At 71.0% G+C, this 11968-nt stretch carries 9 protein-coding genes; 3 read left to right on the forward strand and 6 right to left on the reverse strand.

The features are described 5' to 3' along the window. Positions 1 to 60: 60 nt before the first annotated feature. The 4 genes from AB0P24_RS26220 to AB0P24_RS26235 all read right to left on the reverse strand — a co-directional run bounded on the left by AB0P24_RS26220 (position 61) and on the right by AB0P24_RS26235 (position 5285). Positions 61 to 1722 carry a glycoside hydrolase family 13 protein gene (locus AB0P24_RS26220; RefSeq protein WP_365798173.1) on the reverse strand — a complete coding sequence of 554 codons (1662 nt, stop codon included), beginning with the start codon at positions 1720 to 1722 and terminating at the stop codon, positions 61 to 63. Positions 1723 to 1933: 211 nt separating this feature from the next. Then, positions 1934 to 2845 carry a carbohydrate ABC transporter permease gene (locus AB0P24_RS26225; protein ID WP_365797991.1) on the reverse strand — a complete coding sequence of 304 codons (912 nt, stop codon included), beginning with the start codon at positions 2843 to 2845 and terminating at the stop codon, positions 1934 to 1936. Positions 2846 to 2858: 13 nt separating this feature from the next. Further along, positions 2859 to 3863, reverse strand: a complete 1005-nt coding sequence (locus tag AB0P24_RS26230) for a sugar ABC transporter permease (RefSeq protein WP_365797993.1) — start codon at positions 3861 to 3863, stop codon at positions 2859 to 2861. 147 nt (positions 3864 to 4010) lie between these two features. Then, positions 4011 to 5285 (reverse strand): extracellular solute-binding protein, encoded by a 1275-nt coding sequence (locus AB0P24_RS26235; protein WP_365797996.1) that lies wholly within the window; start codon positions 5283 to 5285, stop codon positions 4011 to 4013. Positions 5286 to 5668: 383 nt separating this feature from the next. Between AB0P24_RS26235 and AB0P24_RS26240 the strand changes: the two genes are divergently transcribed. After that, entirely contained in the window at positions 5669 to 6706 is a 1038-nt protein-coding gene (locus tag AB0P24_RS26240) for a LacI family DNA-binding transcriptional regulator (protein WP_365797998.1), read from the forward strand. Positions 6707 to 6835: 129 nt separating this feature from the next. Then, positions 6836 to 7666 carry a phosphatase PAP2 family protein gene (locus AB0P24_RS26245; RefSeq protein ID WP_365798000.1) on the forward strand — a complete coding sequence of 277 codons (831 nt, stop codon included), beginning with the start codon at positions 6836 to 6838 and terminating at the stop codon, positions 7664 to 7666. Positions 7667 to 8034: 368 nt separating this feature from the next. Here the strand turns inward: AB0P24_RS26245 and AB0P24_RS26250 are convergent, their stop codons facing one another. Together AB0P24_RS26250 and AB0P24_RS26255 are read right to left on the reverse strand one after the other, a co-directional pair. After that, on the reverse strand, positions 8035 to 9606 hold the full coding sequence (locus tag AB0P24_RS26250) for an amidohydrolase (RefSeq protein ID WP_365798002.1): 1572 nt from the start codon (positions 9604 to 9606) through the stop codon (positions 8035 to 8037). An 82-nt stretch (positions 9607 to 9688) separates the two neighbouring features. Continuing rightward, on the reverse strand, positions 9689 to 11140 hold the full coding sequence (locus AB0P24_RS26255) for an APC family permease (protein ID WP_365798004.1): 1452 nt from the start codon (positions 11138 to 11140) through the stop codon (positions 9689 to 9691). Positions 11141 to 11319: 179 nt separating this feature from the next. On the opposite strand from AB0P24_RS26255, the gene AB0P24_RS26260 reads away from it, so the two are divergent. Next, positions 11320 to 11952, forward strand: coding sequence for a TetR/AcrR family transcriptional regulator C-terminal domain-containing protein (locus AB0P24_RS26260; protein ID WP_365798006.1), 633 nt, complete (start codon positions 11320 to 11322; stop codon positions 11950 to 11952). The last annotated feature ends 16 nt before the right edge of the window (positions 11953 to 11968 follow it).

Below are 11968 nucleotides of genomic sequence, written 5' to 3' on the forward strand. Positions count from 1 at the left end.
GTAGCGGGCCCCGTGAAGTTGCTGCAAGGAGTTACCGGGTGACGGACCGTCGGGTGTGCGTCAGGCGGTCGTCCACCACACCGTGGTGTCGGCCGGCACCTTCGCCTCGCCGGCGGCCTCCGTCAGCTCACCGCTGGCGAGCAGCACCCTGCCGTACGCCGGAGTCGTCACCGACTCGCCGCTGGTGTTCGCGACACAGACGAACTCCCCGCGCCGGAAGGCGAGGACGCCCTCCGGGGCGCGCAGCCACTCCACCGCGTCGCCCGCGCCGAGGTCGGCCTGCTCACGGCGGACGCGCAGCGCGCCGCGGTACAGCTCCAGGGTGGAACCGGCCACCCCGGTCTGCGCCGCCACGCTCAGCCCGCCCCAGCTCGCGGGCTGCGGCAGCCAGCTGCCCCCGGCCCCGAAGCCGTACGACGAGCCCTCCCGCTCCCACGGGATCGGCACCCGGCACCCGTCGCGGAAGCCGTCCTGGCCCGCGCCCCGGAAGTACGCGGGGTCCTGGCGGACCTCGTCGGGCAGGTCGACGACGTCCGGGAGGCCGAGCTCCTCGCCCTGGTAGATGTACGCCGAGCCGGGCAGCGCGAGCATGAGGAGGGTGGCCGCCCGCGCCCTGCGCAGCCCCAGCTCCCGGTCGCCGGCCGAGCGGATCTGGGTGCCGAGGCCGGGCGGGTTGGCGAAGCGGGTGGCGTGCCGGGTGACGTCGTGGTTGGAGAGGACCCAGGTGGCCGGGGCGCCGACCGGGCGCATCGCCTCCAGGGTGCGGTCGATGACGGCCCGCAGCTCCTTCGCGTCCCACGCCGTGCTCAGGTACTGGAAGTTGAAGGCCTGGTGGAGTTCGTCCGGGCGGACGTAGTTCGCGGTGCGCTCGACGGTCGGCGTCCAGGCCTCGGCGACGAAAATCCGCTCGCCGGCGTACTCCTCGAGGACGTGCCGCCACTGGCGGTAGACCTCGTGGACACCGTCCTGGTCGAAGAACGGCATGACATCGTTGCCCAGCAGCTTCAGCTGGTCGCCGCCGCCGATGTCCGGCAGCCCCGCCGCCTTCACCAGCCCGTGGGCGACGTCGATGCGGAAGCCGTCCACGCCCATGTCCAGCCAGAACCGCAGGATGGAGCGGAACTCGTCGCCGACCGCGGGGTGTTCCCAGTTGAAGTCGGGCTGCTCCGGGGCGAAGAGGTGCAGGTACCACTCCCCGTCGGCCACCCGCGTCCACGCCGGCCCGCCGAAGATGGACTCCCAGTCGTTGGGCGGGAGTTCGCCGTTCTCGCCCTTGCCCGGACGGAAGTGGTAGCGGTCCCGCAGGGGCGAGCCGGGCCCCTCGGCCAGCGCCCGCCTGAACCACTCGTACTGGTCCGAGGAGTGGTTCGGCACGAGGTCGACGATGATCCTGAGGCCCAGCGCATGGGCGTCCCGGATCAGCGCGTCCGCGTCGAGCAGGTTGCCGAACATGGGGTCCACGGCCCGGTAGTCGGCGACGTCGTAGCCCGCGTCGGCCTGCGGGGAGGCGTAGAACGGGCTGAGCCACACGGCGTCGACACCGAGGTCACGCAGGTACGGAAGTCTGGAGCGCACGCCCTCCAGGTCCCCCATCCCGTCGCCGTTGCTGTCGGCGAAGCTGCGCGGATAGACCTGGTAGATCACCGCGTCCCGCCACCAGTCGCGGCGACGGGCGACGGTGGCGAGGGCGGGGGCCGGTGCGGCGGATTGCTGCTGGCTCATGGCGTCCTTGATGCGTCGTGACAGGGTCATCGGGTCAGAGGTGAATACGGCGGCGGGGCGGTGACGAGGCGGCCGCGGTCACAGCGGGGTCGGATGGAGACCGCGGCCGCCACCCCCGCGCCCCGAAGGGGCGCGGGGAACTGCGCGACCAGCCACGACGGCGCCGCAGACGAACGACGGCCGAGGCGGCTTTCCGGCAACCGGCGTGGCGTCAGCCCTTGGTCCCGCCGGCGGTGAGGCCGGTCACCAGGTTCTTCTGCACGAGGTAGAAGAACACGGCCACCGGTATCGCGATCAGCACCGCCGTCGCGGTCATCAGGTTCCGCTGCGCGTCATGCTCACTGATGAAACTCTGTAGGCCGACCGCGAACGTGTACTTGTCGTCGCTGAGCATGAACGTGGAGGCGAACGCGACCTCACCGAAGGCGGTGAGGAAGTTGTAGAACGCGGCGACCGCGAGGCCGGGCTTCGCCAGGGGCAGGATCAGCCGGCCGAACGTGCCGAACGGCGAGAGCCCGTCGACGCGGCCGGCCTCGTCGATCTCGAAGGGGATCGTGTCGAAGTAGCCCTTGAGCAGCCAGGCCGTGTACGGCACGACGGTGGTGCAGTAGACGAGGATCAGGCCGAGGTAGCTGTCGACGAGGCCCAGCCGCGACATGATCTGGTACATCGGCACGATCAGCACGGCGATCGGGAACATCTGGGTCACCAGCAGCAGCCACATGAACTTCCGGTAGCCCGGGAAGCGCATCCGGGAGACCGCGTAGCCGGTGGTGGAGGCGAGGATCAGGCCGATGACCGTCGTACCGCCGACGACGATCATCGTCGTCTTGAACCAGTCCCAGAACCCGGTGTGCTGGAGGACGAAGGAGTAGTTGTCCAGCGTCATCTTGTGCCAGATGCCGCTCGGGTGCAGGTAGTCGTCCTTGTCCGGGCCGAGGGAGAGGAAGATCAGCCAGCCGACCGGGAAGAACGCGACCAGGCTGGCGACACCCAGGATGCCGTGGGTGACGGTGGTGGCGAGCGGGCCGCGCTCGCCGCGGCCGCGGACGCGGCGCGGGCTGCTGGTCACGGGGGCCTCCTCGGCGACCTGGGCGGAGGTCTGGACAGTGGTCGTACTCATGGGAACTCCTGCCTCAGATCGCGAGCTGCTGGTCGTTGCGGTTGAGCCAGCGGCGGTAGAAGGAGGTGAAGACGATCAGGATGGCCAGCAGCAGCATGCCGTAGGCGGCGGACTGGGCGAAGTCCCGCGGCTGCTGTCCGAAGCCGAGGTAGTACGCCCAGGTGACCAGGATCTGCGCATCGGGGGCGGTGTCGCCGAAGAGCAGGAAGATGACGGCGAACTGGTTGAACGTCCAGATGATGCCGAGGAGTACGACGGTGGAGCTGACGGACCTCAGGCCCGGCAGGGTGACGTACCGGAAGCGCTGCCAGGCGCCGGCGCCGTCCATCTCGGCGGCCTCGTACAGCGTGCCGTCGATGGCCTGGAGGCCGCCGAGCAGCGACAGCATCATGAACGGCACACCGCACCAGGTGTTGACGAGGATCGCCGCGGCCCGCTGCCAGAAGGTGTCCTCCAGCCAGCCGGGTTGCGGCAGATGGAGGAAGTGCAGGGCGCTGTTGATGATGCCGCCGTCGGCGAGCATGAACCGCCAGCCGAAGACGGTGACGAAGGTCGGGACCGCCCAGGGCAGGACCAGGACCATGCGGTAGAAGGTGCGGCCGCGGAACTTCTCGTTGAGCAGCAGGGCGAGGCCGAGACCGATGGTGTAGTGCAGGGTGACGCAGAGCGCGGTCCAGACGATCGTCCAGAGGAAGTGGGACCAGAAACGGTCGTAGGACGTCGGTCCGAACAGGATGTCCTTGTAGTTGTCCAGGCCGATGAACTTGTACGTGGCGTCGATGTGGTTGACGCCGATGGTGCGGGCGGTGTTGAGGCTGTTGGCGTCCGTCAACGTCAGGTAGAACCCGTACACCAACGGGTAGATGACGAGCGCCCCGAGGACGACGGCCACGGGGGCGATCATCGCGTAGGCGTACCAGTACTTCTGGTAGCTGTTCTTCAGCCGCTGGCCCAGCCCGGGGCGGGGCGCGCGGTCACCGCGGCGCTGGCCGGTCGCGCGGTCGATGGCGACTGTCATGGGTTCGACACCTTCTGGTTCTCCCGGCTGGTTCTTCCGGCTGGTTCGCGCCGGCCGGATCTCCGGGGTGGGCTGGGCGGCTGGCACAGGCCGGTGGCCGCCGGAGCGCTCCCCCCTGAACAGGGCGCTCCGGCGGCCACCCGGCGCTTACTTGCTGAAGTCGGGGACGAGCTTCTCGATCCCGAGTTCGGCGTTGCCCAGGCCCTTGTCCAGGGACTCCTTGCCGCCGGCGATCTTGGTCAGCTCGGTGCCGACGGGGCCCCACAGGGAGGAGTACTCGGCGAGCGCGGGGCGCGGCTGGGCGGAGGAGAGGACGGCCTGGTAGCCGGCGATGCCCGGGTCGGCCTTGACCGCGGCGGTGTAGGCGTCGGAGCGGGTCGGCAGGGTGGAGTTCTTCAGCGCGATCTCCGTCTGCGTCTTCGCGGAGGTCATGAAGGCGACGAACTTCTCGGCCGCGGCCTGGTGGGCCTTGTCCGAGCCCGCGTAGACCGACAGGTTGTGGCCGCCGGTCGGGGCGCCCGCCTTGCCGGTGGAGCCGGCCGGGACCGTGGCGATGCCGAGGTTGGACTTGTCGCCGAACGCGGAGCCCTTGTAGAAGTTGGTGATCTCCCAGGGACCCTCGATGGTCATGGCGACCTTGCCGTTGACGAAGGCGTCCTGGCGGTGGGCGTAGGCGTCGGCGGTGACGTCCGCCTTGTGCAGGCCCTTGCCGGAGTACAGGTCGAGCCAGGTCTGGTAGCCCTTCTTGGCCGCCGCCGAGGTGATGGTGATCTTCTTGGCGGAGGCGTCGACCATGTCGGTGCCCTCGCCGTAGAGGAAGGGCTGCGTGTAGTACGCGGCCTCGGGGCCCCAGTAGCCGGTGGTCCCGGCCTTGTCCTGGATCTTGGCGGCGTCGGCCCTGACCTCGTCCCAGCTGGTGGGGGGCGCGGTGATGCCGGCCTTCTTGAACAGCGCCTTGTTGTATACGAGGGCGAGGGTGTCGGTGACCAGCGGGACACCGTAGGTCTTGCCCTCGTACTGGGCCTGGGTCATCAGGCTGGACTGGAACTTGTCCTTGTCGGCGAGGGCGGCGGTGCCGTCCAGCGGCACGAAGTAGCCGGCCTTGGCGAAGGCGGGGGTCCAGCCGACCTCGGAGCGCAGCACGTCGGGGGCGCCCTTGCCGGACTGGGCGGCCGTGTCGAACTTGTTCTGCGCCTGGTCGAACTGGACGTCGACGTAGTTGACCTTGATGTTCTTGTTCGCGGCTTCGAACTGCTTGACCAAGGCCTTGTACGTGGGTGCCTCATTGGTGGCGTTGGAGGTGTCCCACCAGGTGATGGTGACCGGCCCGTCCGACTTGCTGTCGCTGTCGCTCCCGCCGCACGCCGTCGCCGTGAGGGCGAGGGACGCCACCAGCGCGGAGGCCGCTATGCCACGCCGCATGAGTTCTCCTTGAGGGTTAAGCCCGAGTGATGCGGGGGCGGTCCCGTCCACCGTCCCGCTGTCGTGCCGACTGCGCCGTTGCTGCGGCGGCCGGGCGTCAGGGAACGTAACAGCGATGTAAGCCCCGCGAAAGACCTTGCAGCAAAAAAGTGCAAGAGATCTCCGAAGTTATCCGGGCGTGACCTGTCGGCGACCGCCATGAGACGCTTGTTTACGGCGGTAGAGCGCTACGACGGTCATTTGTGCAAGACTCTGCAAGCTCTTGCCGTCAAGTCTCAGTAGGGAGTGCGATGACGCAGCAGCCCAGGACGGGCCGCCCCCCAGGCCGCATCAGGCGCCCGATCGGTGTGCAAGGGGACATACGGCCGGTACAGTCCAGTGCCGTGACCACACGGCTTGCCGACATCGCAGCGCAGGCGGGGGTGAGCGAGGCGACGGTGAGCCGGGTTCTGAACGGGAAGCCGGGCGTCGCCGCCACCACCCGCCAGTCCGTGCTCGCCGCCCTGGACGTCCTCGGCTACGAGCGTCCGGTACGGCTGCGGCAGCGCAGCGAGGGCCTGGTGGGGCTGATCACCCCCGAGCTGGAGAACCCGATATTCCCGGCCCTGGCGCAGGTCATCGGGCAGGCGCTGACCCGGCAGGGCTACACCCCCGTGCTCGCCACCCAGACCCCGGGCGGGTCCACGGAGGACGAGCTGACCGAGATGCTGGTGGACCGCGGGGTCGCGGGCATCATCTACGTCTCCGGCCTGCACGCGGACACCACCGCCGACATGCAGCGCTACGAGCGGCTGCGGGCGCAGGGCGTGCCGTACGTCCTGGTGGACGGGTTCTCGCCGAAGGTGCAGGCGCCGTTCATCTCCCCCGACGACCGGGCCGCCATGACGCTGGCCGTCACCCACCTCGCCTCCCTGGGCCACACCCGGATCGGGCTCGCCCTCGGCCCGAAGCGGTTCGTCCCCGTGCAGCGCAAGATCGAGGGGTTCGTGCGGGCGATGCAGGACCAGTTGGGCCTGTCGGCGGACACCATCGAGTCCGAGCTGGTCCAGCACTCGCTCTACACCCTGGAGGGCGGCCAGGCCGCCACCACGGCGCTCATCGACCGGGGCTGCACGGCGATCGTCTGCGCCAGCGACATGATGGCGCTCGGCGCGATACGGGCGGCACGCCAGCGCGGCCTCGACGTCCCCCGGGACATCTCGGTGGTCGGCTTCGACGACTCCCCGCTGATCGCGTTCACCGATCCCCCTCTCACCACCATCCGCAAGCCGGTCCCGGCGATGGGCCAGGCGGCGGTGCGCACCCTTCTGGAGGAGATCGGCGGCACTCCCGCTCCGCACAGCGAGTTCGTTTTCATGCCGGAATTGGTGGTACGCGGTTCTACGGCGTCGGCGCCGGGCGACCGCACCAACCGCCCCTGACGACGCCCGAGTACCTCGCTGTCGGCTGTGCGGTACCTGAGCAGTAGTCGCCGCGCGGTAGGACATGCGCGGTGAACCCAACCTTGGGATGATCTGTCGAAGACGTCTTTTCTGGCAGACTCTGTGCCTATGAGTGACTCGACCGTGACAGAGCCGGAAGGTCGCGCACAACAGACCCTTCCGCGGACCGTCACGGGCGAGGGGGAGCAGCGGTTCCTGCGGCGGCTGCGGACGCCGCGCCGGCCCCGGCTCTGGTTCGAGATCCTGCTGATCGCGGTGAGTTACTGGACCTACTCGCTGATCCGCAACGCGGTCCCGGAGCAGCGGGCGCAGGCGCTGCGCAACGCCGCCTGGCTCTGGAAGGCCGAGCGGTACCAGGGGATCGCCGTCGAGGAGTCGGTCAACCACGCCGTGAACTCGGTGACTTGGCTGATCATCGGCATGAACTATTACTATGCCACGCTGCACTTCGTGGTGACGCTGGGCGTACTGGTCTGGCTCTACCGCAGCCACCCCGGCCGTTACGCGGCGGCCCGCCTGGCCCTCTTCGCGGCCACCGGGGTGGCCCTCCTCGGCTACTACCTGTTCCCGCTGGCCCCGCCCCGCCTGATGAACGGCGGCGGCTTCGTCGACACGGTGACGGTCCACCACACCTGGGGCTCGATGGCCTCCGGTGACCTCAAGCACATGTCCAACCAGTACGCCGCGATGCCGTCCATGCACATCGGCTGGTCGCTGTGGTGCGGCCTGACGATCTTCGCCCTGGCCTCGGTGCCCTGGGTCCGCGTCCTGGGCCTCCTCTACCCCGCGGCCACCCTCCTCGTCATCGTCGCCACCGCCAACCACTTCTGGCTCGACGCGGTGGGGGGCGCCCTGTGCCTGGCGTTCGGCTTCCTGGTGGCCCGCCTGTGGTACGGGGCACTGCCGTGCGCGTTGCCGCGGAGCCCTGCGGGTGGCTGAGCCGGTACCGGGGCGTACCGAGGCGGCACGTACGGCCGGTTCGGCACCGCCGGATTCCGCCGTCGCGGCTGAGCATCGCTGCGGCGGAGAGAAAGTGACCGCCGGTCCGACAGCAGCACCCCGCCCCAAGAACAACCGCCGCCCCCCTGAGCCCGCCGCAACGGCGCCCAGCCGCCACCGCGGATCCCGGCGGCGCCGAACCGGCCCCAGGCCGTCGGCGTCTCACCCCCGGTGCACCACGTACCCGCCGACCCACCACGACTGTCGACACCCGAACAACCCCCGGCCCCCTTCCCCCCCGCCGCAACGGCGCCCAGCCGCCACCGCGGATCCCGGCGGTGCCGGACCGGCCTCAGGCCGTCGGCGTCTCAGCCCCGGTGCACCACGTAGCCGCCGGTCACCGTCAGTCGTACCGGGGCGTGGGTGAGCTCGTCGGGCGGTGCCGTCACCGGGTTCACGGTGAACGCCGTCAGGTCGGCGCGGTGGCCCACCGCGACGCGGCCCGCGGTCTTCGACTCGCCCGCCGCCCGCGCCGCATGGCTCGTACAGCCCTCCAGGGCCTCCAGGCCGGTGAGGCCCTGCTGGGCCGACGCGGCGCCGCGTGGGGTGCGGGCCGTCGCCAGGACGGCGCGTACGTCGTAGTGGGCGATCGGCCAGTCCGAGCCGAGGGCGACCGTCGCGCCCGCGTCCCGCAGGTCGCGCAGGCGCCAGGCGTGCCCGGCGCGGTCCGGGCCCAGCCGGCGGGACCACTCGTCCGTTCCGTCGGCCCGCGTGTACGCCGTGTGCGGCGGCTGCATCGACGCGGCCACCCCCAGCTCCGCGAAGCGCGGCAGGAGATCGTCCGGCGCCGTTTCGATGTGCTCGACGCGGTGCCGGCCCGCGGCCCCCGCGCCCAGCCCCTCCACCACGTCCAGGACATGCCGTACCGCCGCGTCCCCGATGGCGTGCGTGGCCGTCCGTACCCCGGCCGTGTGCAGGTGACGCACCGCGGCGGCATACGCGTCCGGGTCGGGCCAGAACGCCTCCGTCCCCCGCCCGTGGCAGTCCGCGTGCTCCAGCCAGGCCGTGCCTCCCTCCACGGTCCCGTCCATGAAGAACTTGACCCCGTCGACCACCCAGTGCCGCCCGCCCCGGCCCTGCGCGGCCACCAGCTCCGCCAGCCCGGCCGCGTCGGTCCCCGGCATGCACCACGGCGCGAAGCGCAGCCGCACCGGCAGGACGGTCTCCGCCGCCACCGCCCCGACCAGCTCCGCGTCGCCGGCGTCCATGACGTGCGCCCCGGTCAGGCCGGTGGCCGCCATCGCGGCGAGGAGTTCGACGAGCCGCGCCCGGCGGGCCTCGTAGGAGGGGCGGGGCATGATCCGCTCGACCAGTTGCATCGCCGCGTGTTCGACGAGGTGCCCGGTGGGCCGCCCCTCGGGGTCGCAGACCACCTCCGCGCGCTGGGCGAAGGACCGGGGCCCGGTGACACCCGCCGCGGCGAGCGCCGGGCCGGTGGCGAGCGCGGAATGGCCGTCGTACAGGCGGAGGAAGGCCGGTACGCCGTCGAGGACGTCCTCGACGAGGGCGCGGTGGACGGGGCCGCCCTCGAAGGTGTTGTGGTCGAGGCCGTAGCCGATCACCCATCCGTCGGTCCGGGCGGCACCGGCGAGCGCCGCCTTCAGGCCCGCCAGGTCGGTCACCCCCGACAGGTCGGCCCCGTTCGCCATGTCCAGCCCCCACACCGGATGGCTGTGCGCGTCCACCAGGCCGGGCACCAGGTGTGCGCCGTCCAGTGCCACGACCTCGGTGCCCGGCCCCCGCCAGTCCCGTACGTCCCGTTCGTCGCCGACGGCGGCGATCAGCCCGTCGCGTACGGCGACGGCGGTGGCGAACGGCCGGGCGGGGTCGAGGGTGCGGACCTCGGCGCCGGTGAGGATCAGGTCGGGGGCGGCGGTCATGGCGGGGTGAACTCCTTTGTTCCAGATGTTCCGGATGTTCCGGATGCTTCGGTTCTGCGGGTGTTCCGGATCTTCCGTACGGTTATTCAGCGGGCTCCGCGGCGAACTCCGCGTACACGGCCGGCCGTTCGCGGCGCAGCCACCACGCGAGGCCGAGTCCTGCCACGAAGACGGCGGGCGCGATGAGGACCAGCAGCGTGTTCACCGTGCTGGACGCTCCGGTGAACAGGTCGATGTGGGTGATGACGAGCCCTATGGCGGTGGCGAGCAGGACGGCCGCGACCGTCGGGGCGACCACGGTCCGCAGCGTGCCCTCGTCGTGCCGTACCCGCCGGAAGTAGCAGGGCACGGCGATCGCGGCCAGCAGCTGGAGGGCGAACAGGCCGATCATTCCCGGGGTGTTGACCCACAGCAGCAACTGGTCGTACGGGTCGGCGCCCGCCGCCCAGAAGGCGAGGACGACCACCAGGCCGAGGACGGTCTGGGCCAGGCCGGCCGCGTACGGGGAGCGGTGCCGCGGATGGATCGTGCCCAGCGGCTTCGGCAGTACGCCCTCCTCGGACAGCGCGAGGGCGTACCGGTTGATCGCGTTGTGGAAGGCGAGCAGCGAGGCGATGATGCTGGTCACGATGAAGACGTGCATCAGGTCGGCCGCCCAGCCGCCGACGTAGGTGGTGATGGCGGAGAAGAACAGGCCGCCGGGGTTCTTGGCGGCCTGTGCGACGACCTCGTCGTTGCCGAAGGCCTGGATGACGATCCACACGCAGAAGGCGTAGAAGAGGCCGAGGAACGCGACGGCCACGTAGGTGGCGCGCGGTACGGTCCGCTCGGGGGCGCGGGCCTCGCGCCGGTAGATGACAGTCGACTCGAAGCCGGTGAAGGCGGCGAAGGCGAAGGCCAGGACGACGGCGGTGCCGGGGACGAGGACGTGGCCCGGCGCGAAGGAGGCCGCGGACAGGCCGTGCGCGCCGCCCTTGACGAGGACCCCGCCCGCGAGCAGCGCGAGGATCCCGGTCTCGGCGACCAGCAGCACGCCGAGCACCTTGGCGCCGAACTCGACGGAGCGGTAGCCGCCGTAGCCGATGAGGAGCAGTCCGGCGAGGGCGATCGGCAGCCAGGGGACGTCGGCGCCGAAGAGGGCTTTCGCGGTGTCCCGCCCAGCGCTGCCGAGCAGGCCGTAGACGCCGATCTCCATGCCGTTGTAGCCGATCAGGGCGAGCAGCGCGGCGCCGATGCCGACGGGGCGGCCGAGGCCGCGGGTGATGTAGGCGTAGAAGGCTCCGCCGCTTCTGACATGCCGGCTCATGGTGGTGAAGCCGACGGCGAAGACGGCGAGGGTGATGCCGGCGATGAGGTAGCCGGCCGGGGCGCCGATGCCGCCGAGCAGGACGGCGAGCGGGGCGACGCCGGCCATCACGGTGAGCGGGGCGGCGGCGGAGATGACGAAGAAGGCGATGTCGGCGGTGCCGAGCGAGCCGGAGCGGAGCGTCGCCGCGGCGGGCGGCGAGCTGTCCTGGCGGGCGGTGACGGACATGGAGGGGGAGCCCTTCGAGCGCGATGGAGGGGAGGGTTCCGGGCGTGCGGGATGACCGGCGCTACCAGGGCAGGTGCTGCCCCGGACCCGTAAATCTAAAGCCTTTCGGTTTTGGCAATGTAGCCTCCTCCTGGACATCCGGGAAGCCCCGTTTCACACCTTCAGGAGAGAACACACCGATGGGACGGCCGCGCACCCCGCTCCTCGACCGGGAGCGGATCACCACGACCGCGCTGCAACTCGTGGACGAACAGGGCGACTTCAGCGTCCCGCAGATCGCGAAGCGGCTCGGCACCCAGGCCGGCTCGCTGTATCACCACGTGGACGGCCGGGACGGCATCGTCGAGCTGCTGCGCGAACGCGTCGCCGCCGCGATCGACCCGGCGACCCTGGACCTGGCCCCCTGGGACACCGCGCTGGAGTCCTGGGCCCGCTCCTACCGGGCCGCGTTCGCCGCGCACCCGAGGACGATCCCGCTGCTGATGACGTCGCCGGTGCGCGCGCCCCGGGTCCTGGAGCAGTACGAGCGCGCGGTCACGCTGCTGCTGGCGGCGGGCTTCGCCCCGGCGGACGTGATGCCGCTGCTGATCGCCCTGGAGAACCTGGTCCTCGGCTCGGCGCTGGACCTGGCGGCCCCGGAGACGATGTGGGAGCTGACGGCGGAGCTGCCGACCCCGCGCCTGGCGGAGGCGCTGGCGGCGGTGGGGGACGGCCGCGCGGACCGGGCCTTCGAGGTGGGGCTCGCGGGCCTCATGAACCACGCGCGGGCGACGCTCGGACAGCGGCCCGGGCCGCTGCGGGCGTCACCTTGACGCGCCCCGAAGGGGC

This window comes from Streptomyces sp. NPDC086519, assembly GCF_040686075.1.
Classification (GTDB): Bacteria; Actinomycetota; Actinomycetes; order Streptomycetales; family Streptomycetaceae; genus Streptomyces; species Streptomyces shenzhenensis.